This window comes from Blastococcus tunisiensis (assembly GCF_900112815.1).
Lineage (GTDB): Bacteria > Actinomycetota > Actinomycetes > Mycobacteriales > Geodermatophilaceae > Blastococcus_B > Blastococcus_B tunisiensis.
The window spans coordinates 1-23557 of record NZ_FOND01000026.1; the positions used below are offsets into that span (position 1 = coordinate 1).

25 protein-coding genes are annotated in these 23557 nt (G+C 75.3%); 14 read left to right on the top strand and 11 right to left on the bottom strand.

The features are described from left to right. The 3 genes from BM142_RS25715 to BM142_RS21825 all read right to left on the bottom strand — a co-directional run. On the bottom strand, positions 1-276 hold a 276-nt coding region (locus BM142_RS25715), incomplete at its 3' end, for a helix-turn-helix domain-containing protein (RefSeq protein ID WP_139228944.1). 69 nt (positions 277-345) lie between these two features. Beyond that, on the bottom strand, positions 346-2976 hold the full coding sequence (locus BM142_RS21820; protein ID WP_254791140.1) for a bifunctional acetate--CoA ligase family protein/GNAT family N-acetyltransferase: 2631 nt from the start codon (positions 2974-2976) through the stop codon (positions 346-348). A 106-nt stretch (positions 2977-3082) separates the two neighbouring features. Next, entirely contained in the window at positions 3083-4264 is a 1182-nt protein-coding gene (locus BM142_RS21825; RefSeq protein WP_092203250.1) for an acetoin utilization protein AcuC, read from the bottom strand. A gap of 166 nt (positions 4265-4430) precedes the next feature. On the opposite strand from BM142_RS21825, the gene BM142_RS21830 reads away from it, so the two are divergent. Together BM142_RS21830 and BM142_RS25340 are read left to right on the top strand one after the other, a co-directional pair. Next, on the top strand, positions 4431-5156 hold the full coding sequence (locus tag BM142_RS21830; RefSeq protein WP_092203252.1) for an iron-dependent transcriptional repressor DtxR: 726 nt from the start codon (positions 4431-4433) through the stop codon (positions 5154-5156). Positions 5157-6795: 1639 nt separating this feature from the next. Then, positions 6796-7425, top strand: coding sequence for a S9 family peptidase (locus BM142_RS25340; RefSeq protein ID WP_254791141.1), 630 nt, complete (start codon positions 6796-6798; stop codon positions 7423-7425). A gap of 13 nt (positions 7426-7438) precedes the next feature. On the opposite strand, the gene BM142_RS21840 is transcribed toward BM142_RS25340, so the two are convergent. Further along, the gene (locus BM142_RS21840) at positions 7439-8506 is read right to left on the bottom strand and encodes a DUF4192 domain-containing protein (RefSeq protein ID WP_092203254.1); all 1068 of its coding nucleotides are present in this window, start codon (positions 8504-8506) and stop codon (positions 7439-7441) included. 102 nt (positions 8507-8608) lie between these two features. After that, positions 8609-8902, bottom strand: coding sequence for a Dabb family protein (locus BM142_RS21845; protein WP_092203343.1), 294 nt, complete (start codon positions 8900-8902; stop codon positions 8609-8611). A 97-nt stretch (positions 8903-8999) separates the two neighbouring features. Here BM142_RS21845 and BM142_RS21850 point away from each other — a divergent pair, with 97 nt between their 5' ends. Genes BM142_RS21850 through BM142_RS21870 form a run of 5 tightly spaced genes read left to right on the top strand, consistent with a single transcriptional unit; the run spans position 9000 to position 13896 of the window. After that, on the top strand, positions 9000-10253 hold the full coding sequence (locus tag BM142_RS21850; protein WP_092203256.1) for a glycosyltransferase family 4 protein: 1254 nt from the start codon (positions 9000-9002) through the stop codon (positions 10251-10253). Next, entirely contained in the window at positions 10247-11038 is a 792-nt protein-coding gene (locus tag BM142_RS21855) for a class I SAM-dependent methyltransferase (protein WP_092203258.1), read from the top strand. The genes BM142_RS21850 and BM142_RS21855 overlap by 7 nt, the downstream gene beginning before the upstream one ends. A gap of 49 nt (positions 11039-11087) precedes the next feature. After that, on the top strand, positions 11088-12152 hold the full coding sequence (locus tag BM142_RS21860) for a prenyltransferase/squalene oxidase repeat-containing protein (protein WP_254791142.1): 1065 nt from the start codon (positions 11088-11090) through the stop codon (positions 12150-12152). Next, a complete protein-coding gene (locus tag BM142_RS21865; protein WP_175527402.1) occupies positions 12149-13000 on the top strand; it encodes a glycosyltransferase family 2 protein in 852 nt (283 codons plus the stop codon). Before BM142_RS21860 ends, BM142_RS21865 begins: the two co-directional genes overlap by 4 nt. Continuing rightward, complete coding sequence (locus BM142_RS21870) at positions 12997-13896, top strand: glycosyltransferase family 2 protein (protein WP_217640839.1); 900 nt, start codon at positions 12997-12999, stop codon at positions 13894-13896. Before BM142_RS21865 ends, BM142_RS21870 begins: the two co-directional genes overlap by 4 nt. An 18-nt stretch (positions 13897-13914) precedes the next feature. On the opposite strand, the gene BM142_RS21875 is transcribed toward BM142_RS21870, so the two are convergent. Genes BM142_RS21875 through BM142_RS21890 form a run of 4 tightly spaced genes read right to left on the bottom strand, consistent with a single transcriptional unit; the run spans position 13915 to position 16581 of the window. Next, complete coding sequence (locus BM142_RS21875; RefSeq protein WP_092203262.1) at positions 13915-14262, bottom strand: TraR/DksA family transcriptional regulator; 348 nt, start codon at positions 14260-14262, stop codon at positions 13915-13917. Further along, the gene (locus BM142_RS21880; RefSeq protein ID WP_254791143.1) at positions 14259-14876 is read right to left on the bottom strand and encodes a class I SAM-dependent methyltransferase; all 618 of its coding nucleotides are present in this window, start codon (positions 14874-14876) and stop codon (positions 14259-14261) included. Before BM142_RS21880 ends, BM142_RS21875 begins: the two co-directional genes overlap by 4 nt. Before the next feature lie 14 nt (positions 14877-14890). Beyond that, on the bottom strand, positions 14891-16168 hold the full coding sequence (locus BM142_RS21885) for a YibE/F family protein (protein ID WP_092203266.1): 1278 nt from the start codon (positions 16166-16168) through the stop codon (positions 14891-14893). A gap of 53 nt (positions 16169-16221) precedes the next feature. Beyond that, the gene (locus BM142_RS21890) at positions 16222-16581 is read right to left on the bottom strand and encodes an STAS domain-containing protein (RefSeq protein ID WP_092203268.1); all 360 of its coding nucleotides are present in this window, start codon (positions 16579-16581) and stop codon (positions 16222-16224) included. Positions 16582-16764: 183 nt separating this feature from the next. Between BM142_RS21890 and BM142_RS21895 the strand changes: the two genes are divergently transcribed. The 7 genes from BM142_RS21895 (at position 16765) to BM142_RS21925 (ending at position 22192) form a co-directional block, all read left to right on the top strand. Further along, positions 16765-17262, top strand: a complete 498-nt coding sequence (locus BM142_RS21895) for an Hsp20/alpha crystallin family protein (RefSeq protein WP_092203270.1) — start codon at positions 16765-16767, stop codon at positions 17260-17262. Positions 17263-17341: 79 nt separating this feature from the next. Then, positions 17342-17749, top strand: coding sequence for a MerR family transcriptional regulator (locus BM142_RS21900; protein ID WP_092203272.1), 408 nt, complete (start codon positions 17342-17344; stop codon positions 17747-17749). Positions 17750-17810: 61 nt separating this feature from the next. Continuing rightward, positions 17811-18152, top strand: coding sequence for a metal-sensitive transcriptional regulator (locus BM142_RS25430; RefSeq protein WP_256381325.1), 342 nt, complete (start codon positions 17811-17813; stop codon positions 18150-18152). A gap of 42 nt (positions 18153-18194) precedes the next feature. Then, the gene (locus BM142_RS21910; protein ID WP_092203274.1) at positions 18195-18404 is read left to right on the top strand and encodes a heavy-metal-associated domain-containing protein; all 210 of its coding nucleotides are present in this window, start codon (positions 18195-18197) and stop codon (positions 18402-18404) included. A 42-nt stretch (positions 18405-18446) separates the two neighbouring features. Continuing rightward, positions 18447-19370, top strand: a complete 924-nt coding sequence (locus BM142_RS21915; protein ID WP_092203276.1) for a hypothetical protein — start codon at positions 18447-18449, stop codon at positions 19368-19370. Further along, positions 19367-21739 (top strand): heavy metal translocating P-type ATPase, encoded by a 2373-nt coding sequence (locus BM142_RS21920; protein WP_092203278.1) that lies wholly within the window; start codon positions 19367-19369, stop codon positions 21737-21739. Before BM142_RS21915 ends, BM142_RS21920 begins: the two co-directional genes overlap by 4 nt. A 72-nt stretch (positions 21740-21811) precedes the next feature. Then, entirely contained in the window at positions 21812-22192 is a 381-nt protein-coding gene (locus BM142_RS21925) for a hypothetical protein (protein WP_139228983.1), read from the top strand. Here BM142_RS21925 and BM142_RS21930 read toward each other — a convergent pair. Together BM142_RS21930 and BM142_RS21935 are read right to left on the bottom strand one after the other, a co-directional pair. After that, positions 22178-23110: a M48 family metalloprotease gene (locus BM142_RS21930; protein ID WP_092203282.1), complete on the bottom strand. Its 933-nt coding sequence runs from the start codon at positions 23108-23110 to the stop codon at positions 22178-22180. The two genes, BM142_RS21925 and BM142_RS21930, sit on opposite strands and share 15 nt — an antisense overlap. A gap of 11 nt (positions 23111-23121) precedes the next feature. Further along, a complete protein-coding gene (locus BM142_RS21935; RefSeq protein ID WP_092203284.1) occupies positions 23122-23484 on the bottom strand; it encodes a BlaI/MecI/CopY family transcriptional regulator in 363 nt (120 codons plus the stop codon). Positions 23485-23557 lie beyond the last annotated feature (73 nt).

The window sequence follows — 23557 nt, forward strand, 5'->3', positions numbered from 1 at the left end:
CGTGGACCCCGACCGGCCAAGGCGGCGGCCGATCGCCCGCAGGGATTCCCCCCGTTCCAGACCGCAGGCGATTTCCTCCCGCTCGGCCAGGTCCAGATATCGGCCGGTCGGCTCGCTCAGTTCGACAGGTGACACCCCGCCACACTCACGGAACCACCGAAATCCACGCGCCTGCGACACGCCTGATCGCTTCGCCGCGGCAACGGTCGGCAGCCCGTCCCGGATCCCGGTCCAGAACGCCCGCCGCTGATGCTGGAGCTCCGCCGTCCTCGCCATACCCGACCCCCACTCAGTCAGGGTGTTGCGACGACCCCCTGAGCCCGGGGACGCTGATCGTGGCGCGGGTCAGACCGGGGAGCGCATCCTCCGGGGTCCGGGATCGACGCGCGCCGTCGGCGGGCCGACGTGCGCGGTCCCCCCGGCGACGACCAGCGACCGGCCGCCGTGCCAGGGGTTGGGCGGGCCGACGATGACCGGCTCCAGCCGCAGGCGCAGCACCTCGGGCAGGTCGTCGGCCAGCCGCGCGACCCGCAGCAGCAGGTCCTCCAGGGCCCCCAGGTCGACCGGCTCGGAGCCGCGGTAGCCGTCGAGCAGCGGGAACGCCCGCGGTTCCCGGACCAGCTCGGCGGCGTCCAGGTCGGTCAGCGGCAGCGTCCGGAAGGCGCGGTCGCCGAGCAGGTCGGTGGCCACCCCCCCGAGGCCGAAGCTGACCAGCGCACCGAACGACGGGTCGTCGACGATCTCCACCACCGTGGCGACCCCCGGCGCCGCCATCTCCTGCACGATCACCGGGTCACCGGAGGGGATCGCGGCGAACGCGGTCCGCACGGCGTCGGCGTCGACGAGGTCCAGCCGGACGCCGCCCAGGTCGGAGCGGTGCCGCAGCCACGGGGCCGTCGACTTGAGCACCACCGGGTAGCCGACCGCATCCGCCGCGGCCACCGCCTCCTCGGCGTCGGTCACCGTGCGGGTGCCCAGCAGCGGGACGCCGTAGGCGGCCAGCAGCGCCATCAGCTCGCCGTCGGTGAGGTCGCGCCCGGCCGGGGCGTCGGCCAGCACCCTCCGCACCAGGGTCCGGGCGGCGTCCTCGTCGACGTCGGGCAGCTCGGCCAGCTCCCCCACCGGGCGCCGCCGCCAGCGGGCGTACTCGGCGACCTTGGCCAGGGCGATCACCGCGCGCTCCGGGGTGGAGAAGGAGGGCACCGACCCGCGCGCGGGCACCCCCTCCGCGTCGAGCACCGCCAGCTCGGGCGGGATGCCCTCGGTCGAGAGGAAGCTGGCCACGATCGGCTTCGCCGAGGCCTGCGCGACGTCGCGCAGCGCCGGGCCGTACTCCTGGGAGCCGGCCATCAGCGGCGGCAGGAAGACGGCGACGACGGCGTCGACCTCCTCGTCGTCCACGGCCGCCTGCAGCGCGGCCCGGAACTCCTCCGGGCTGCCGGTCACCCCGATGTCCACGGGTGCATCGGAGGCGAGCTCCATCCCCTCCTCGAGGACGGCGTCGGCCACGAGCACGCCGATCGCCGTGGAGTTCCCGACGACGGCGACCCGGGGCCCCTCCGGCAGCGGCTGGTGGGCCAGCAGCGTGCCCACGTCGAACATCTGCGCCACGGTCTCGACCCGGATGACTCCGGCGGAGGCGAACAGCGCCGCCACCGACTGCTCGGGCACGGCGACCGAGGTCCCGGCGAGGCCCGGTGTCACGTTGACGTGCCGGCCGCTCTTCACCGCGACGACCGGTTTGGTCCGCCCGACGCTGCGGGCCAGCCGCGCGAACTTGCGCGGGTTGCCGAAGCTCTCCAGGTGCAGCAGGACGACCTCGGTGGCCGGATCGGTGGCCCAGTACTGGAGCAGGTCGTTGCCGCTGACGTCGGCCCGGTTGCCGGCGGAGACGAAGGTGGACAGCCCGAGGTTGCGGCTGCGGGCCCGCTCGAGGAGCGCGACGCCGAGGGCGCCGGACTGGGCGAAGAACCCGACCCGGCCGCGGCCGGGCACCATCGGCGCGAGGCTGGCGTTCAGGCACACCGCGGGGTCGGTGTTCACCATGCCCAGGCAGTTGGGGCCGACGACCCGCATCCCCGACGCCCGGGCGGCGGCGACCAGCCGGCGCTCGGCGTCGCGGCCCTCCGGCCCGGTCTCGCCGAAACCGCCGGAGACGACCACGAGGCCACGCACCTGCTTGCGACGGCAGGCCTCGACCACCCCGGCCACCTCGTCCGCCGGCACCGCCAGGACGGCGAGGTCGACGTCGTCGGGGATGGACTCGATGTCGGCGTAGGCGGGCACGCCGCGGACGTGCCGGGCGCCGGGGTTGACCGGGTAGATGGGGCCGGCGAACCCGTAGTCGAGCAGGTGCCGCAGGAGCGCGTTGCCGATCTTGCCGTCGTCGTTGCTGGCGCCGACGACCGCGACCGACGAGGGGTGCAGCAGCCGGGCGATGGACCGGGACTCGCTGCGCTGCTCCCGCTCGTAGGCGACGGCGAGGGCGTCCTCGGTCTGCTCGATGGGGAACGTCAGGTGCACGACGCCGTCCTCGAAGGACCGCTGGGACTTGTAGCCGGCGTCCTGGAAGACCCGCACCATCTTGCTGTTCTGGGCCAGCACCTCGGCCACGAAGTTCTTGATCCCGCGCTCCCGGGCGGCCGCGGCCAGGTGCTCCAGCAGAACGGAGCCGAGCCCGCGGCCCTGGTGGGCGTCCTCGACCAGGAAGGCGATCTCGGCGTCGTCGGTGTCCGGGTACCGGTCGAACCGGCCGACCGCCACGATCTGGTCGCCGAGCAGCACGACGAAGGCCACCCGGTCCACGTGGTCGACGTGGGTGAAGCGGTGCAGGTCCTTCTCCGACAGCCGCTTCATGGGGCCGAAGAACCGGTAGTAGCGGGTCTGGTCGCTGCTGCGCTCCATCAGCCCGTTGATGCCGTCGGCGTCCTCGGGGCAGATCGGCCGCAGGTGCACGGTGCCGCCGTCGGCGGCCACGATGTCGGCCTCCCAGTGCGGGGGCGGGAGCGGCCGCTCCTCGGTCGGCCCCTCTCCAGGGGCCCGCTGCGAGCTTGCGAGCGGTGGGGGGTCGAGAGGTCCTTCGTCAATCACGGGGGTCATCCGGGTCCAGGCCGAAGTAGGGGAAGGCCGCGCGGCGGGTGCGCATGATCGCCCGGTCCACCCGGGACTCGGTGAAGGTGTCCCAGCGGGAGAAGCCGGTGTACCCGCCCTCGGTCATGTGGGTGGGCGGGCGGGCGCGCAGGCCGCGCCGGACGACGTCCTCGCGCCAGGACTCGGGGATCTCGGTCGCCGGGTCCAGCGGGCTGCCGGCCACCTCCGCCAGCAGGTGGGTCCAGGCCCGCGGCACGCAGCGGACGAGCCCGTAGCCCCCGCCCCCGAGCACGACCCACTTGCCGTCGCAGAGCTCGTGGGCCAGCTCGTGCATCGCCTTGTAGCTGGCGCGCTGGCCGTCGATGGTGAGCGCGAGGTCGGCCAGCGGGTCCTCGTGGTGGGCGTCGCAGCCGCACTGGGTGACGATGATCTGCGGCGCGAAGGCCCGCAGCACCCCCGGGACGACGGCGGTGAACGCCCGCAGCCAGGCGGAGTCGTCGGTGCCGTTGGGCAGGGCCAGGTTCACCGCACTGCCGAGCGCCTTCTCGGCGTCGCCGGTCTCCTCGGGGTATCCGGTGCCCGGGAACAGGGTGAGCGGGGTCTGGTGGGTGCTCACCGTGAGCACCCGCGGGTCCTCGTAGAAGGCGGCCTGCACGCCGTCGCCGTGGTGGACGTCGAGGTCGACGTAGGCGATCCGCTCGTACCCCTGTCCCAGCAGCCACGCGATGGCGATCGCGGCGTCGTTGAACACGCAGAAGCCGGACGCGGCGTCGCGCATCGCGTGGTGCAGTCCGCCGGAGATGTTGACCGCGTGCTGCGCCGTGCCCTCGTGGACCCGTCGGGCGGCGAGGACGCTGCCGCCGGTGATGAGGGCCGCCGCGTCGTACATGCCCTCGAAGATCGGGTTGTCGGCCGTGCCGAGGCCGTGGCCGACGCCCGGATCGGCCGGGGCGCGGCGGACGGCCTCCAGGTAGGCCGGGTCGTGCACGAGCGTGAGCAGGCCCTCGTCGGCCGGCGTGGGCTGCAGCACCTCCAGCCGGTCGGTCGACAGCACACCGAGACCCTCGGCCAGGCGCATGGTGAGGTCCAGCCGCACCGGGTGCAGGGGATGGTCCCCGCCCATCGTGTACTGGAGGAGCGAGTCGTCCCAGACGACCGTGACCGAGTCGCTCACGTCGACCCCCTCAGCTCGTGCACCGGACGTGAGCCTGGACACCCACCCTCTCCTCGGACGCTACCCGGTGCGACCCCGGCCGGACGCCGCCTCCCGGGCCACTCGTCCGGCTGACCGGCGCAGGGGCCTTCGCCCCGTAGACTTGCCGCGACACGGAGGAGTAGCTGTGAACGACCTCATCGACACGACCGAGATGTACCTCCGGACGATCTTCGAGCTGGAGGAAGAGGGGATCGTCCCGCTGCGCGCGCGCATCGCGGAGCGACTCCACCAGAGCGGCCCCACGGTGAGCCAGACGGTGGCCCGGATGGAGCGCGACGGCCTGCTGACCGTGGAGGGCGACCGGCACCTGCAGCTGTCCGACGAGGGACGCCAGCTCGCGACGGCGGTCATGCGCAAGCACCGGCTGGCCGAGTGCCTGCTGGTGGACGTCATCGGCCTCGACTACGCCGACGTCCACGAGGAGGCGTGCCGCTGGGAGCACGTCATGAGCGAGGCGGTGGAGCGCAAGCTGCTCACGCTGCTCGGCAACCCGTCGGTCTCCCCCTTCGGCAACCCCATCCCGGGTCTGGAGGCGCTGCGCGGAGAGGAGTCCCTCGGCGGCGAGACCGCCGCGGTGCTCGACTCGCTCACCCTGCTGAGCACCACGGCGACGGCCGAGGGCCGGCCGGTCGTCATCCGCCGGATCAGCGAGCAGCTGCAGGAGAGCACCGACCTGCTGCGCCAGCTGGCCGAGCTGGGCGTCCGTCCGGGCGTGACCATGACCGCGCGTCTGGTCGAGGGATCGGTGGCGCTCGACGACCAGGTCCTGCCGGTCGGCGTCGCCCAGCACCTGTTCGTCAGCGCGGTGGACGACAAGCTCAGCCCGCTCGAAGCCGCTCCGCTGCTCTGAGCCGGGGCGGACCGGTGCACGGGGAACCGCCGGCGGACGGTGCGGGCGGGCAGCTGCGCGCCGCGGACGTGTTCGTGGCCGACCTCGGGCCGCGGCCGGCCGGCCGGCTGCTGCGCGGGCTCCGCCTGCCCTGACCGGGTCGGGCCGTTCCCGGACCGTCCGGCCCCACCCCGCGCGTCCGCACCCTGAGAGAAGGTCCCGGTGAGCCCGACCGACCCCACGCCCGGCGACGGCGACGATGCGGCCGGTCCGTTCGCGGACCTCGAGCGGTTCCTGGCCCTCCCCCGGGTCGGCGCCCTGGCGCTGTCGGCCGACGGCAGCCGGCTGGCGGTCGCGGTGCAGACGCTCGACCCGCAGCAGAAGAAATGGCAGTCCGCGCTGTGGGAGGTCGATCCGCGGGGGGAGCGCCCCGCCCGCCGGCTGACCCGGAGCGCGCCCGGCGAGTCCACGCCCACGTGGGCGCCGGACGGCGCGCTGCTGTTCACCTCCGCGCGGCCGGACCCGGACGCGGCCGAGGACGGCGAGCCGACACCGGCGCTGTGGAGCCTGCCCGGCGACGGTGGGGAGGCACGCCTCCTGCTCGGCCGTCCCGGTGGCATCACCGCGGTCGGCGTCGCGGCCGACACCGGTGACGTCGTCGTCTCGGCGGCGACCATGCCCGGTGGTTCGACGCCCGAGGCGGACGAGGAGCGGCGGAAGCGGCGCCGCGACGCCGGGGTCTCGGCCGTCCTGCACGAGGCCTACCCGGTCCGGTACTGGGACCACGACCTCGGGCCGGCGGCGACGCACCTGTTCTGGGTCGGCGCGCTGCCGGCCGACGAGCCGGATGCCCGCCCGGCGGAGCCGCGCGACCTGACTCCCGACGCCGGCCCGCCCAGCGGGGCCGGGGACCAGTTCGTCCTCTCCCCCGACGGCCGGCTGCTGGCCCGCGCCGAGGACGTGCCCGACGGCCCGGCGGGACGCCGCACCCGGGTCGTGCTCACCACGACGGCCGACGGGGAGAGCCGGCCGCTCGTCGACGATCCGCTGGCCGACGTCTACGCCCCGCACTTCTCCCCCGACGGCAGCGCGCTCGTCTGCGTCCGGGAGCGGCTCTCCACCTACACCGAACCGCCGGACTACACGCTGCTGCTCGTGGACGTGGCCGACGGCACCACCCGCGAGCTCACCCCCGGATTCGACCGGTGGCCCAGCGCACCGCGGTTCAGCGCCGACGGCTCGGCGGTGTTCTTCCTCGCCGACGACGACGGCCGGCACGCCGTCTTCCGCGTGCCGGTGGCCGGTGGACCGCCGGTCCGGCTCACCGCGGACGGGGCCTACAGCGACCTGCAGGTGGCCCGGGACGGCAGCGCGCTGTACGCGCTGCGCTCGGCCTACGACTCCCCTCCGGTCCCGGTGCGGCTCGACCCCGGGGAGCCGCTGCAGGACCCGGTCGTCCTGCCCGGTCCGGCACACCTGGACGGCCTGCCCGGCACCCTGCACGAGGTGGCGGCCACCGCCGCCGACGGGGCCCGGGTCCAGTCCTGGCTCGTCCTCCCGGACGGCGCCTCCGCGGAGCACCCCGCACCGCTGGTGCTCTGGATCCACGGCGGGCCGCTGATGAGCTGGAACTCCTTGGTCGTGGCGGTGGTGCCCCTGGGTGCTGGCCGCCCGGGGCTACGCGGTCCTGCTGCCCAACCCGGCGCTGTCGCAGGGCTTCGGCCAGGACTTCGTCCGGCGCGGCTGGGGCGAGTGGGGCGGCACGCCCTACACCGACCTGATGGCCGCGGTGGACGCCGCGGGGCAGCGCCCGGACATCGACGAGACCCGCACCGCGGCCATGGGCGGGTCCTTCGGCGGCTACATGGCGAACTGGATCGCGACGCAGACCGACCGGTTCCGCGCGATCGTCACCCACGCCAGCCTCTGGGACCTGGACTCCTTCACCGGGACGACGGACGCCGCGTACTACTGGGAGAAGGAGTGGGGCGACCCGCTGCACGACCCGCGGCGCTACGAGCGGAACTCGCCGCACCGCTTCGCCGACCGCATCCGCACCCCGATGCTGGTGGTGCACGGCGATAAGGACTACCGCGTGCCCGTCGGCGAGGCGCTGCGCCTCTGGTACGACCTGCGCAAGCGCGGTGTCCCGTCGAAGTTCCTCTACTTCCCCGACGAGAACCACTGGGTGCTCACCCCGGGCAACGCGCGGGTCTGGTACGAGACGGTCCTGGCCTTCCTCGCCGAGCACGTGCTGGGCGAGGAGTGGCGGCGGCCCGAACTGCTCTGATCCTTGGCACCGCTCAGCCGCTCCGGTCGCCGGCGGCCTGCTCGATGAGTGCGCGCAGCTCCGCCGGGCGCATGCAGACCGACAGGCCCTGGGCCAGCAGGCGGGCCAGCGCGTAGTCCGGCGCGCCGTCCAGGGCCCGGGCCAGGGCGATGCCGGCCATCGCGCCGTCGCCGCGCAGCCAGGTGCTGACCGCGAGCAGCGTGGCGGGGGCGGCGTCCAGCGGGGCCGGCGCCCGCCGCGTGCACTCGGTCCAGAGCTGCTCGGCGGCTGCGGCATCCTCGCCCAGGGCCAGCTCCAGCGCCCGGTCGCGGACGGCGACGTCGCGCAGCCCCCAGAGCAGCCTCGCCAGCTCCACGTCGGTCAGCCGGTCGGCCGGAGTGCCCGGCCGCACGCGGTCCACGGCGGCCAGCACTGCGCTCCACGACTGCGCGGCCACCGCCGCCCAGCCGTGCCGCAGGATGTCGTCGGCGAGCGCTCCGGCGGTGCGGGCGCAGGTCTCGGCGATCGCCGTCCGCGCCTCGGGGCCCGGTGCGGCGATCCGGGCGGCGAGCGCCTCCCGGTCGCACTCCACCACCGCGCCGGAGGCCACCGCGGCGACCTCCAGCGCCGACACGCCCTCGGGCAGCGGAGTCCCGCGGCCGGGCGCGCAGCAGGGTCCGGCGCAGTCGTAGGACCACCACCTCCCGCCCCGGACCAGCACGGCGTCCTGCACCGGGACCGCGTGCGCGGCCAGGGCGACGCCCACCTCCGCCACCGCCTCCTGGTGGGCGAGCGTGCCGTCCGGCGGATCGGGCGCCTCGGAGACGACCGCGACCACCACGGCGTGCGGCTCGTCGGTCAGCACCGTGCGCACGACCTCCCGCACCATCGCCGTCGCGGCCACGGGGGGCGGGATGTCGATGCGGGCGGTCAGCCCGACGCGCCCCCCGCTCGGGCCGCCGAGGCTGATCAGCACCACCGACTCACGGGGGCGGAAGCCGAGCAGGTGCGGGATCGACGCGGCCAGCTCGCCGATGTCGGAGACCCGCACCTCGATGCGTCCGGGGTCGGGGTCCGCGGGCCGGTCGGTGCGTGCGTCCATGCCCGAACCCTGGCCGCGAACCGGGCCGCAGCGGCCCGGCACGGGCGATCTGTGGATGCCCTCGTCGCCTGTGGACGGGGGCGCACCGGTCGACCCCGGTGCTCAGGCCTCGTACTGGACGGCGCTGCGGCCGGCGAGGTGCGGGCGGACGTGCTCGGCCAGGACCGCCTGGTGCCGCGGGTCGCGCGCATAGCGGGAGAACGCCGCGGCGTCGGGGAAGTCCGCGATCAGCACGGTGTCCGCGTTGCCGTCGGAGAGCCCGGCGTCCTCGGCGACGACGAGGGAGGTCATCCCCCCGACCTCCTCGCGCAGCCCGCGCAGGGCCGCGACGGCCGACGAGCGCTGTTCGGCGTCGGCGGCCGGGGACCAGGTGAACACCACGACGTGACGGATCATGCACCGCACCCTGCCAGTAGCCCGGTCGGGTGGCCCGCCGGTCCTGGGTTACCGGCTGGTAGCCGGAAACCGGAGGGCGCTCGTTAGAGTCCCCGGCATGGGACGGTCGCTGCGCATCGCACTGCTGTCCTACCGGAGCAAGCCGCACAGCGGCGGCCAGGGCATCTACGTGCGGGCGCTGTCCCGCGAGCTCGCCGAGCTGGGCCACCGGGTCGAGGTGTTCAGCGGCCAGCCCTACCCCGACCTGGACGCCGGCGTGCCGCTGACACCGCTGCCCAGCCTCGACCTCTACCGCGAGCCCGACCCGTTCCGCACCCCCCGTCCGTCGGAGTTCCGGGACTGGATCGACGTCGCCGAGTGGGCGGCGATGTGCACCGCCGGGTTTCCGGAGCCGCTGACGTTCAGCCTGCGCGCGGCGCGGCACCTGCTGCCGCGCGCCGGGGAGTTCGACCTCGTCCACGACAACCAGTCGCTCGGCTGGGGGCTGCTGCGGCTCACCCGGGCCGGCGTCCCGACGGTGGCGACCGTCCACCACCCGGTCGCGATCGACCGGGAGCTGGAGCTGGCCGCCGCGCCGTCCCTGCGGCGGCGGCTGACGCTGCACCGCTGGTACGGCTTCACCGGCATGCAGGCACGGGTGGCCGCCCGGCTGGACGCCGTCACGACCGTCTCGGAGAACTCCCGGCGGGACATCGCCACGCACATGGGGCTGCCGGCGTCCGCCGTCGACGTCATCCCGGTCGGCATCGATCCCGGCGAGTTCCGGCCGCCGCCCCCGGGGCAGCAGCGGGACCCGGACTCGATCCTGGTCATCACCAGCGCCGACGTCGCCCTCAAGGGGCTGGTGCACCTGCTCGAGGCGCTGGCCAAGCTGCGCACGGAGCGCCCGGCGCGGCTCACCGTCGTCGGCACGGCCCGGCCCGGCGGCCCGGCCGAGGCCGCGCTGGACCGCCTCGGGCTCCGGGACGCCGTCCGGTTCACCGGCCCCGTCCCGGAGGCCGAGCTCGTCGGCCTGCTGCAGCGGGCGGCGCTCGTCGCCATCCCCTCGCTCTACGAGGGCTTCTCCCTGCCGGCGGTGGAGGCCATGGCGTGCGCCACGCCGCTGGTCACCACCGACGCCGGCGCGCTGCCCGAGGTCGTCGGCAGCCGGGCCGGTCTGCGGGTGCGGGCCGGTGACGTCGGCGAGCTGACCGCGGCCCTGAAGCTGGTGCTCGACTCGCCGTCGCTGGCCGAGCAGCTGGGCCGGGCCGGCCGGCGGCGGGTCCTGGACATGTTCACCTGGCGGGCCACGGCGCAGCGCACCGCCGACTGGTACGCCGCGACCCTGGAGCGCAAGGGGTTCACGTGCTGACCGTCGACTACGACCGCCTCGACCTGCGGCCGGGGATGACCGTCCTGGACCTGGGCTGCGGGGAGGGCCGGCACGCGTTCGAGGCCTACCGGCGGGGCGCGAAGGTCGTGGCCGTCGACTGGGGCGTGCCCGAGGTGGAGACGACGAAGCGCTGGCTGGGCGCGATCGCCGAGGCCGGAGAGGCCGGGCGGGCGGACGACGGCACGGCCGGCCGGTACGAGGTGGTGCGCGGTGACCTGCTGCACCTGCCGTTCCCCGACGCCAGCGTCGACCGCGTCATGGCCTCGGAGGTGCTCGAGCACATCCCCGACGACACGACCGCGATGGCCGAGATCTTCCGGGTGCTCAAGCCCGGCGGCCGGGTGGCGGTCACCGTGCCGCGCTACGGACCCGAGCGGATCTGCTGGGCGCTGTCCGACGAGTACCACGCCAACGAGGGCGGGCACATCCGCATCTACACCCGGTCGGTGGTCCGCAACCGGCTGGCGTCGGTGGGCCTGGTGCCCGGGGCCACCCACCACGCGCACGCGCTGCACGCCCCCTACTGGTGGCTCAAGTGCGCCGTCGGCGTGGACCGGGACCCGGCGCTGGTGCGCGCCTACCACCGGCTGCTGGTCTGGGACCTGACGAAGCGGCCGTGGCTCACCCGGACCGCCGAGCGGCTCCTGGACCCGCTGGTCGGCAAGAGCCTGGTCGTCTACGCGGACAAGCCCGCTACCGCAGCCGTCCAGCCGGCGATCGGCGCCGCCCACGCGGAGCGGGAGCGGACCGCTGCCGCGCGTTGACCGGCTGGGGGCCCTGCCGGAGCTGCCGGGTGTCCTGACCGGGGACCAGGTGCGCGCCACCGTCGGGTGGATCGCCGGCCAGCAGCACGCCGACGGCGCGCTGCCGTGGTCCCGCGGCGAGCAGCTCGACCCCTGGGACTCCGTCGAGGCCGCCATGGCCCTGGACACCGGCGGCGCCCACGACCGCGCCGTCGCCGCCTACCGGTGGCTGCAGGGACGCCAGCGGCCGGACGGCTCGTGGGCGTCGGAGTACCGCGACGGCCACGAGACGGCTCCGGCCGCCGAGAGCAACCACGCCGGCTACCTCGCTGTCGGCGCGTGGCACAGCTGGCTGACGTCGGGCGACGAGCAGCTGGTCACCGAGCTGTGGCCGGCCGTCCGCGCCGGCCTGGATCTCGTCACCCGCATGCAGCTGCCCGGCGGTGCGATCGGCTGGGCGCTGCGGCCGGACGGCACGGCCGACGACACCGCGCTGCTGACCGGCAGCGCCAGCCTCTTCCAGGCGCTGCGCTGCGGGGTCGCGCTCGCCGGCCTGCTCGGGGAGCCGCAGCCGGACTGGGAGCTGGCGGCGGCAGACCTCGGCACGGCCCTGCGGACCCGCCCGGACGCGTTCGCCGACCGCGGGCGCTTCTCGATGGACTGGTACTACCCCGTCCTGGGCGGCGCGGTCACCGGTGTGGCGGCCCGGGACCGGCTGGCCGACGGCTGGGACCGCTTCGTCGTCCCCGGGCTGGGGGCCCGGTGCGTCGCGGACCGGCCCTGGGTCACCGGCGCCGAGACCTGCGAGCTGGCCCTGGCCCTCGCCGCCGCCGGCCAGCCGGAGGCGGCGACCGAGCAGGTCGCGGCCATGCAGCACCTCCGGCACGACGACGGCTCCTACTGGACCGGGTACGTCTTCGCCGACGACGCCCGCTGGCCGGTGGAGCGGACCACCTGGACGGCCGCCGCCGTGGTCCTGGCCGCGGACGCCCTCAGCGGCGCCACGGGCGCATCGGGCCTGTTCACCGACCCGGCCGCACTGCCGGCGGCCGGGACCGCGGACGGCCGCATCGCCCAGGAGAGATCCACATCCGCCGATTCGCTGACCGGAGGAGCGGGCACGGTCCTCCCGTGACTCCTGCCTCCGACCTCACCGTGGTCGTCGCCAGCCAGAACCGGCGCGCCGACCTGCTCGCCACGCTCCCCCGGCACGAGGCCCCCGTCGTGCTGGTGGACAACGCCTCCACCGACGGCACCGTCGACGCCGTGCGGGCAGCGCACCCCGACGTCGACGTCCTGGCTCTCCCCCGCAACGAGGGCGCCCACGGCAGGACGCTGGGGGTGGCACGTGCGGGCACCCCGTTCGTGGCGTTCGCCGACGACGACTCGTGGTGGGCCCCGGGCGACCTGGCGCGCGCGGTGGAGATCATGCGCACCCACCCCCGGCTCGCGGTGCTGAACGCCCGCATCCTGGTCGGCCCGGAGGAGCGTCTCGACCCGGTGTGCGTCGAGATGGCCGCCAGCCCGCTCGACACCGCCGACGACCTCCCCGGTCCGTCACTGCTGGGGTTCGTCGCCTGCGCGGCGCTGGTCCGCACCGCGGCGTTCGAGGCCGTCGGTGGCTTCGACGACGTCATCCGGTTCCCCGGCGAGGAGGAGCGGCTGGCCCTCGACCTCGCGGCCGCCGGCTGGGGGCTGGCCTACGTCGACGCGGTGACCGTGCACCACCACCCCTCGACCCGACGGGACGGCGCGGGCCGGCGACAGGCGGGCATCGCCCGCAGCCGCGTGCTCACCGCCGTCATGCGGCACCCGCTGCCCGAGGTGGCGCGCGCTGTCGCGGACGCCGTCCGGTCCGGCCGGCCGGGCCTCGAGGGCCTGGCGCGGGCCCTGCCCGACCTGCCGGCCGCCGTCCGCCGACGCCGCCCCGTCCCGGAGCGGGTGCGGGCGGACCTGCGGACGCTGGCGGGGGACGCCGCGTGACGGAGGACCCGCGGGTGGCCGTCGTGGTCATCACCCACCAGCGGCGCGACGAGGTCCTCCGGGCGCTCGACCGGCTGCTCGCCCTCCCCGAGCAGCCCCGGGTCGTCGTGGTGGACAACGGCTCGACCGACGGCACCGCCGACGCCGTCCGGGCCCGGTTCCCGCAGGTCGAGCTGGTCGCCAGCCCGGAGAACCTGGGCGCCGTCGGCCGCAACGTGGGGGTCGGCCTGCTGGACGCGCCCTACGTCGCCTTCTGCGACGACGACACCTGGTGGGAACCGGGGTCGCTGACGGCGGCCGCCGACGTGCTCGACGCCCATCCGCGGCTCGCCGTCGTCACCGCGCGCATCCTCGTCGAGCCGGGCGGCACCGAGGACCCCATCGTGGCCGAGCTGCGGGACTCCCCCGTGCACGGTGCCGACTGGCTGCCCGGGCCGGCGCTCGGGTCCTTCCTCGCCGGCGCCTCGGTGGTGCGGCGGGAGGCGTTCCTCGCGGTCGGGGGGTTCTCCGAGCGCCTGTGGCTCGGCGGGGAGGAGGAGCTGATGGCCGGCGACCTGGCCGCGGCCGGCTGGGAGCTGTGCTACCTCCCGCAGCTGACCGTGCACCACCAGGCCAGCCGGGCCCGGGACCCCCACCGGCGCCGGCGCGACGGGATCCGGAACACCCTGTGGACGACGTGGCTGCGCCGACCGCTGCGGCCGGCGCTGCGCCGCACCGTGCACCTGCTGCGCACGGTGCCCCGGGACCGGGTGACCGCCCGCGGCCTGCTCGACGCCGCCCGCGGCCTGCCCTGGGTGCTGCGGGAGCGGCGGGTGCTGCCCCCGCACGCCGAGGCGCGCTTCGCCGCGCTCGAGGATGCCCAGCGCAGCTCTCCCGCCCGGCGCTACGTCAGCTGAGGAAGGACCCCGTCCTCCTCACGCGCCTCGGGACGGGGCCTGACGGGCGCAGGAGATGCAGGTGCGTGCCGCCGGGCGGGCGGCCAGCCGCTCGGGGGCGATGGGCCGGCCGCAGCTCTCGCAGATCCCGTATTCGCCGGCTTCCCGGTGGACCAGCGCCGCCTCGACGTCCGCCAGCCGTCGCCGCGCCTGGTCCAACAGGGCCACGACCTGCTGCCGCTCGAACGCGATGGTCGCGCCCTCGGGGTCGTGCTCGTCGTCGGCGTTCGACGCCCGCGACGCCGCCACCACGCCGTCGAACTCGCGGGTCAGCGCCTCGATCTGGGCCAGCGCCGCCGCCCGCTCGGCGTCGAGCGGATCCGTCATCGCAGCCGGCGCAGCAGCCGCAGCGAGCCGGTGCCCGGCAGCTCCTGGAAGTCGCCGGACCCGACCACGCGCCGGTAGACGCCGTAGGGCGCCTGCCCGCCGTCGGCCGGGTCGGGGAAGACGTCGTGGATGGCCAGGGTGCCGCCGACCGCCAGCGTGGCCACCCACGCGTCCTGATCGCGGCGGGCGGACTCCTCGGTGTGGCTGCCGTCCAGGAAGAGCAGCGCCAGCGGCGTGCTCCACAGCGGCGCCAGGGTCTCCGAGCGGGTGACGACGGCGATCACCACGTCCTCGGCGCCGGCATCGGCGATGGTGCGGCGGAAGTGCGGCAGGGTGTCGACCCGGCCGACGGCGGGGTCGACCAGCGAGGGGTCGTGGTACTCCCAGCCCGGCTGGTGCTCCTCGGACCCGCGGTGGTGGTCGACGGTCACCACCTGCCGGCCGGTCTCGCGCGCCGCGGCCGCCAGGTACAGCGCGGACTTCCCCATCCAGCTGCCCACCTCGAGCAGCGGCCCGGGGACGGCGACGCTGCGCGCGGCCTCGTACAGGGCCCGCCCCTCGTCGTCGGGCATGAAGCCGGGGGCGGCCCGGGCGGCGGCGAGGAGTTCGGACACCCCGACAGCCTGGCTCATCGGGCGAACCGGGCCCGCAGGGCGGTCACCCGCCGCTCGGTCGCCGCCCCCGCCTCGGTCTCGGAGGCCTTGGCGAAGAACGCGCCCACCGCGGTCGTGACCGGCACCGCGAGCACCAGCGCGATCGCCCCCACGAACGTGCGGACGACCTCCTCCGCCAGGGCGGAGCTGGTGACGAGGGTCCACATCGGTGTCGGGGAGAGCTCGAAGATGAGCAGCAGCGGCAACGCCGCGCCGGCATAGGCGAAGACGATCGTGTAGACGGTGGAGGCGATGTGGTCGCGGCCGACCGCCATCCCACGCGCGTAGAGCTCCCGCCAGCTCATCTCCGGCGACACCTCGTGCAGCTGCCAGATGGCCGAGGCCTGGGTGATCGTGACGTCGTTCAGCACACCGAGCCCGGCGACCACGATGCCGGCGAGCACCAGGCCGGAGAAGGCCAGCGTCGGGTCGTAGCCCTGCAGCCGGACCGTCTCCTCGCTGGTCAGGCCGGTCAGCCGCGCCGCGGAGACGGCGAGCGACCCCAGCACCGCGACCAGGGTCAGGCCGAACAGGGTGCCCACCAGGGCCGTGGTCGTCCGGGCCGAGAACCCGTGCGCCAGGTACAGGACGACGAACATGATCGCCGCCGAGCCGACGAGGCTGACCAGGGTGGGTGAGTTCTCGCTGAGCAGCCCGGGCAGCACGAACTGCAGCAGCACGAAGAACGCGAACGCCAGCCCCACCAGGGACGCCAGCCCGCGCAGCCGTGCGACGAGCCCGACGACGACGGCGAAGGTGACGGCGAGGGCGATGATCGGGGTGTCCCGCTCGTAGTCGAAGAATCCGTACGCGGGTCCGCCCTCGGCGCCAGCGTCGCGGGTCAGCACGAGCGTGTCCCCCTCGGCGATCCCGGCGGCCACCACCTCGGGGGGAAGCTCCACCGCCTGGAAGTCGCCCGCTCCCTCGCCCTCGAGGATCTCCAGGACCGCGGTCGCGCACGTCTGCGCCGCGGCCGACGGGTCGATGCCGCAGTCGAACCGCTCGACCGAGACGACCCGGCCGTCGGGGTAGGTGGTGCCCGGGGGGAACGCCACCGCGGCCGCCTGCTCCGCACGGGTCGGCTCCCCGCTGGGCCAGAGGACGAACAGCCCGACGACCGTCGCCAGTCCGACCGGGACGAGCAGCAGGAGCATCAGCCAGACCGCGCGCCGGCGCCTGGTCAGTGCCTCCGCGGTCGGCGGTGGGGCGTCGGGATCGGGCGCGTGGCTGTGGTCGTGACTGGAGGGTGGCACCCGGTCAGGCTAGGAGCCGGCGCGGCCGCCGCGTGCCCGACACCGCGACCGGGCTACGACCCGGTGGCCGCGCCCTCGATCGGGAACCGGTGCCACAGGCCGCTGAGCTGCAGCGGACGCACCACCGCGGGGGTGGGGTGGACCAGCACGACGTCGATCCCGCGCGGTGCGGTGAGTCGCTGGAGCTGGACCAGCACGGCCGTGCCGGCCGAGTTCATGAACGTCGTCGCGGAGACGTCCAGCTCGACGCGGGTCGGTGCGGGCTGGTGGAGCAGCAGCTCGGTGACCACCCGCACCAGGGGCCGGCGGGCGGTCTCGGTGAGCTCGCCGGCCAGGGAGAGACGGGCGACGCCGCCCTCCACGCGCTGGGTCACCTCGGGCTCTCCGGCGGCGGGGCCGGTCGTCTCCTCCACGTGCCCCTTCCTGCCCCGGCGGGCCGCACTTCACGCGCTCCACGGCGACTCCCGGCGGCGGGAATTCTCTGCCAGGACAGATGTTTACCAGGCTGTCCGAGCGAGGTAGTCTGCAGTTGCCACTTGAGGTTCACTCCTCGGGCAGCGAACAGAACAGAACGACCTTCAGGTTGGAGGGCCATCATGCTGACCGCCTACGACCCCTTCGCCGCCACGTCCGCCGCCTTCCGTGCGCTGGACCAGCTGACCGGCCGCGCGGGCTCGACCACCGCACGCCCCCTGTCGGGCATGCCGATGGACGCCTACCGCGTGGGGGACAACTTCGTCGCCCACTTCGACCTGCCCGGCGTCGACCCCGGCTCCATCGACCTGTCGGTCGAGGGCAACACGCTGACGGTGAGCGCCGAGCGCTCGGTCCCGCAGCTCGAGAACGCCGAGTGGACGATCGCCGAGCGCCCGTTCGGCAGCTACACCCGCCAGCTCGTGCTCGGTCGCAGCCTCGACACCGACCAGCTCGAGGCCAGCTACCACGACGGCGTCCTGACGCTGAGCATCCCCGTCGCCGAGAAGGCCAAGGCGCGCAAGATCACGGTGACCCGGGCGGACGTACCGCAGGCCGTGGAGGGCCGCACGATCGACGGTGAGTCCTCCCAGCAGGAGAAGAAGGCGGTCGAGAGCTGATCGACCGCTCCCCGGGGGCCGGGTCCCGCACGCGGGCCCGGCCCCCGGGCGTCTCCGCGAACGGACAGGAGGGACGGCGATGACCGCCGACGCACGGCAGCCCGACCCGCCGGGCCCCGACCCGGTGAGCCGGCTCGACGACCCCGACTACCCGGCCCTCACCATGAGCCAGGCCGCCGAGCTGCTCGGCGTGCAGGCCGCCTTCCTCCGCAGCCTGGACACCGCCGGCATCCTGGAGCCCTACCGCTCCCCCGGCGGCCACCGCCGCTACTCCCGCACCCAGCTGACGTTCGCCGCGCGCATGCGCGGCCTGCTCGACGACGGCCACTCCCTCACCTCGGCCGGCACCATCGCCGGCCTGCAGGACGAGCTCGCCTCCGCCCGCGCCGACGCCGAGCGCCTCCGCACGGCCGCCGACCGCCTCCGCTCGGACGTGGCCCGGCTGCGCGCGGCACCCCCGGCCGGCCGGGGACCACTGGCGCCGTAAACCCTAGGGGGGTATGGTTCGTCCTGCGTCGCGAGCCGCGCGACCGGCAGGAGGGACCGTCATGGAGATCGTCGAGCAGGGCACGGCACCCGCCGCCCAGGACCCCGCCGGCCCCGACCACCAGCACGGCTACATCCACCGCAAGGACGACTACCTCAAGCGGCTGCGCCGCATCGAGGGCCAGGCCCGCGGCCTGCAGCGCATGGTCGAGGACGAGAAGTACTGCATCGACATCCTCACCCAGGTCTCCGCGATGACGAAGGCGCTGCAGTCGGTCGCGCTCGGTCTGCTCGAGGAGCACATGGCCCACTGCGTCGTCGACGCCGCCCGCGCCGGCGGCCGCGAGGCCGACGAGAAGGTGCGCGAGGCCGCCGAGGCCATCGCCCGCCTCGTCCGTTCCTGACCCGCACTCCCGACCGACCCGAAACTCCCGGAGGGACATCCCATGAGCACCGCCACCTACACCGTCGTCGGCATGACCTGCGGCCACTGCGTCAGCGCGGTGACCGAGGAGGTCGCCCAGGTGCCCGGCGTCAGCGCCGTCGACGTCGACCTGGCCAGCGGCGGGGTGACCGTCACCAGCGACGCCCCGGTCGACGAGACCGCCGTCCGTGCCGCCGTCGAGGAGGCCGGCTACGAGGTGGCCGGCGCCTGACCGCGCCCACCGCCGCGCACTCCAGCTGCTGAAGGGCACGTCATGAACACCCCGCTCAAGCTCGCCGGGTTCGGCGCCGGACTGCTCGCCGCGTTCGGTGCCGCCCTCGGCGTCGGCAGCCTGGTGGGCCCGGTCGGGCCCGCCACGGAGGCGGCCGCCGAGCAGCACGACATGGGCACCGAGGCGGCTCCCGCCCACGACGACGCAGCCGGCCACGAATCGGCGCCTACCGACCTGCCCGCCGGGCTGGCGGTCTCGGCGAGCGGCTACACCCTGGACCTCGCGGAGCGCTCGCTCCCGGCCGGCGCCTCGACACCGGTCGAGTTCCGGATCCTCGGGCCGGACGGCGAGGCGGTCACCGGTTACGACGTCGACCACGACGTCGACCTGCACCTGATCGCGGTCCGCCGCGACCTCACCGGCTACCAGCACGTCCACCCCGAGCGGGGACCGGACGGGACGTGGCGGGCCCCGCTGGACCTCGACCCGGGCAGCTGGCGGCTGTTCGCCGACTTCACCCCCAGCGCGCTCGGGGAGAACCTGACGCTCGGTGCCGACCTCGCCGTCCCCGGCGACTCCGCACCGGCGCCGCTGCCCGCCGAGACCCTGACCGCGGAGGTCGACGGCTACACGGTCGTCCTGACCGGATCCCTGGAGCCGGGCCGCGAGTCGGAGCTGACCCTCAGCGTCAGCCGGGACGGCCGGCCGGTCGCCGACCTGCAGCCCTACCTCGGCGCCTTCGGCCACCTGGTGGTTCTCCGCGACGGCGACCTGGCCTACCTGCACGCCCACCCGGTCGGCGAGCCCGGCGGCGCCCCGGCTGCGCCCGGACCCCACATCCGGTTCGCCACCACCGCCCCGTCGGCCGGCGACTACCGGCTGTTCCTGGACTTCCGGCACGAGGACGTCGTCCGGACGGCGGAGTTCACGGTGCGGGCGGACGCACACGAGGAGGAGCACGGATGAGCACCCCCACGGACAGTTCCACCACCGATCTGGAGCTGCTCATCGGCGGCATGACCTGCGCGTCGTGTGCGAACCGCATCGAGAAGAAGCTCAACCGGCTCGACGGCGTGACCGCGACGGTGAACTACGCGACCGAGAAGGCCAAGGTCTCCTTCGGCGACGGCGTCACCCCGGAGGACCTGATCGCCACCGTCGAGAAGACCGGCTACAAGGCATCCCTTCCTCGGCCCCGTCCAGAGGCTCGCCCCGAGCCTGCGAGGGGTGAGGAGGACGGGGTCCTTTCTCCCGTGCGGGAGGAGCCCGCCGAGGAGGCGGCCGATCCGGTGCGGCCCCTGCGGCAACGGCTGCTGGTGTCGACGGCGCTGAGCGTGCCGGTGATCGCGATGGCGATGGTCCCCGCGCTGCAGTTCGAGTACTGGCAGTGGCTCTCGCTCACCCTGGCCGCACCGGTGGTGGTGTGGGGCGGCGCCCCGTTCCACCGGGCGGCCTGGACCAATGCCCGGCACGGCGCGGCGACCATGGACACGCTGGTGTCGCTGGGCACGCTCGCCGCCTTCGGCTGGTCGCTCTACGCCCTCTTCCTCGGCACCGCCGGCATCCCGGGCATGACGCACCCGTTCGAGCTCACCATCGCCCGGACCGACGGCAGCGCCAACATCTACCTCGAGGCCGCTGCCGGGGTGACCACGTTCATCCTCGCCGGGCGGTACGCCGAGGCCCGGTCGAAGCGGCAGGCCGGCGCCGCGCTCCGGGCCCTGCTGGAGCTCGGGGCCAAGGAGGTGTCGGTCCTGCGGGGCGGCGCCGAGCGGCGGATCCCGGTGGACGACCTCGCCGTCGGCGACCGGTTCGTCGTCCGGCCGGGCGAGAAGATCGCCGCGGACGGCGAGGTCGTCGAGGGCTCCTCGGCCGTCGACGCCTCGATGCTCACCGGGGAGTCGGTGCCGGTCGAGGTCGGACCGGGGGTCACCGTCGCCGGGGCGACCGTCAACGCCGGCGGCCGCCTGGTCGTGCGGGCCACCCGCGTGGGCTCGGAGACCCAGCTCGCCCAGATGGCCCGGCTGGTCGAGGACGCCCAGAACGGCAAGGCCGAGGTGCAGCGGCTGGCCGACCGCGTCTCGGGGATCTTCGTCCCGATCGTGCTCGCCCTGACCGCCGCGACCCTGGGCTTCTGGATCGGCACCGGCGCGGGGCTGCCGGCCGCCTTCACCGCCGCCGTCGCCGTCCTGATCATCGCCTGCCCCTGCGCGCTGGGCCTGGCCACGCCGACGGCGCTGATGGTCGGTACGGGCCGCGGCGCGCAGCTCGGCATCCTGATCAAGGGGCCGGAGGTTCTGGAGAGCACCCGCCGGGTCGACACCGTCGTCCTCGACAAGACCGGCACCGTGACCACCGGGCGGATGACGCTCGTCGACGCCGTCCCGGCCGCGGGCGAGGACGCCGACCGGCTGCTCCGGCTGGCCGGCGCCCTGGAGTCGGCGTCGGAGCACCCGATCGCGCAGGCGGTGGCCCGCGCCGCGGCCGAGCGCACCGGCTCGCTCCCTCCGGTCGAGGGGTTCGCCAACGCCGAGGGGCTCGGGGTGACCGGCGTCGTCGAGGGCGCGGCGGTCGTCGTCGGCCGCCGGCGGCTCCTCGCCGACTGGTCGATCCCCCTGCCGGACGACCTGGAGCGGGCGGCCGCCGACGCCGAGACCGCCGGCCGGACCGCGATCGCCGTCGGCTGGGACGGCGCCGCGCGCGGCGTCCTCGTCGTCGCGGACGCGGTGAAGCCGGGCTCGGCCGCCGCCGTCCGGCAGCTGCGCGACCTCGGGCTCACGCCGATCCTGCTGACCGGCGACAACGCGACCGTCGCGCGGACGGTCGCGGCCGAGGTGGGCATCGACGAGGTCATCGCGGAGGTGCTCCCCCAGGACAAGGTCGACGTCGTCCGGAGGCTGCAGGACGAGGGCCGGACGGTGGCCATGGTCGGCGACGGCGTCAACGACGCCCCCGCCCTGGCCCAGGCCGACCTCGGGCTGGCGATGGGCACCGGCACGGACGTCGCGATCCAGGCCAGCGACCTGACCCTGGTGCGCGGCGACCTCCGGGTGGCCGCCGACGCCATCCGGCTGGCGCGGCGCACGCTGGCCATCATCAAGGGCAACCTGTTCTGGGCGTTCGCCTACAACGTCGCCGCCCTCCCGCTGGCGGCAGCGGGGCTGCTCAACCCGATGATCGCCGGCGCAGCCATGGCGTTCAGCTCGGTGTTCGTGGTGACCAACAGCCTGCGGCTGCGCGGCTTCGCGCCGCTCGCGGAGAACCGCGACGCCACGACGGCGGTGCCCGGGGGAACGGCCGCGCCCGGCGGCGTCGCTCACGTCCCGTCCGCCTGAGCACCGGCGGACAGTCGGCCCCTGCCCACCGTGGTGGGCAGGGGCCGACTGTCCACGACTAACTTCTCCGGTGTGACCCCGAGGCCTGCGAGCGACCGCGTCCGACGCCTGCTCACGCGCGCCATGGCGTTGGCGGGCGCGTCGACCGGGATCGCGCTGCTCACCCGGCCTCAGCAGGTGGTCGACGCGCTGGCCCCGGCCCTCCCGCACGACCGCGTGTGGCTGGTGCGCGCTCTCGGCGCCCGGCTCCTGGTCCAGCACGGGACGGTCGTCGTGGCACCCCGCCCGGCGCTGGTCCGGCTCGGCTCCGCCGTGGACCTGCTGCACGCCGCCAGCATGGTGCCGTTCGTCGCTTCGCCCCGGTACGGCCGGGCCGCCCGGATCAGCGGGGGCCTGGCCGCCACCTATGCCGCCGTGGCACTGGCGGTCGCACCGCGCTCAGAGAGCCGGTAGCAGCAGCAGGGCGGTCGGCAGGAGCAGTAGCAGACCTGCCGCGGTGAGCGCGGCCCACCGGGCGGCCGCGGGCAGCGGTGCCGGCGGCTCGACGAGCCGCACCACCCGCGCCGCGGTGGGGCCTCCGGTGACGGCGAGCGCCCCGCGGGGCACGCCCGCTCCCCCGGCTCCGCCGGCCGCCGCCACGATGGCCCGCGCGAGCGTGCGGCGCGGCGCCGGCCCGGTCAGCGACCGCAGGGCGACGTCGTCGGCGCGCATCTCGACGAGCGCACGCACCGCCGAGTGCGCCCGGCCGGCCGCCGGCAGCACCGGCAACGCGGCCTCCCAGGCGAGGAACGGCAACAGCAGCAGGTGGTGGTGCTCGGCCAGGTGCGCCCGTTCGTGCGCGACCACCGCGGCCAGCTGGTCCCCGTCCAGCTCGGCGACCATCCCCGACGAGAGCACCAGCAGCGGGCGGGCGCCGGGGATGCAGAAGGCCACCGGCGCGGGGTGCTCGAGCAGCCGGGTGTCGGGCAGCTCCTCCGACGGCCGGACCACCAGCTCCAGCAGTTCCCGATGCCGTCGGCGGGCCCGCGCCGTCCGCACCCACGACAGCGCCAGCACGCCGAGCAGCTCGAGCGCGAGCACGGCGGCCAGGGTCAGGGCCACCCAGTGGTCGCCACGGACCGCCTCGGCCGCCGGGTGACCGGTGAGCACCGACCACGTCGCCTCGGGCAGCGAGTGCCCCCACGGCGCCAGGCCGTGGACCAGCAGCGCGCCGATGATCGACAGGCCACCGGCCAGCCCGAGCGCCTGCCAGCAGACGAGGGCGACCAAGGGGTCTCGTCGCGGCCACCGGGCCCGGGAGAGCAGGGCGGGCACCGGCCACGCCAGCAGCGCGGCGAGGACGGCGAGGGACGCCGCGGAGGCGGGCAGCACGTCGGGTGCGGTCAGCCGGCGGGCTCGTCGGACGACGAGGCGAGCAGCTCCCGGAGCATCCGTGCCTCGTCGGCGTCGACGCTCCCGACGAAGCGGGCCAGCACCGCCTGGCGGTCGGTAGCCGTGCCGAGGACCTCGCGCATCAGCTCCGCCGCGTGGTCCTCCCGGCTCGCGCGCGGGCGGAACCGCCGCGGACGGGCGTCGTCGTGCTCGACGAAGCCCTTCTGCTCCAGGCGCGTGAGCACCGTGTGCACCGTGGTCAGGGCCAGCCCGCGGTCGGCCAGCTCGTCCCGCAGCGTCGCCGCGGCGACAGGACCTCCGGCCGCCCACAGGCGGTCCATCACAGTGCGCTCCAGCTCCCCTAATGAGGCCAAAGGTCCCTCCCTGTTCCACGACTCACACGCCGATTGTCTACGAGACGTAGAACTTTGTCTTCTACAGGGCGTA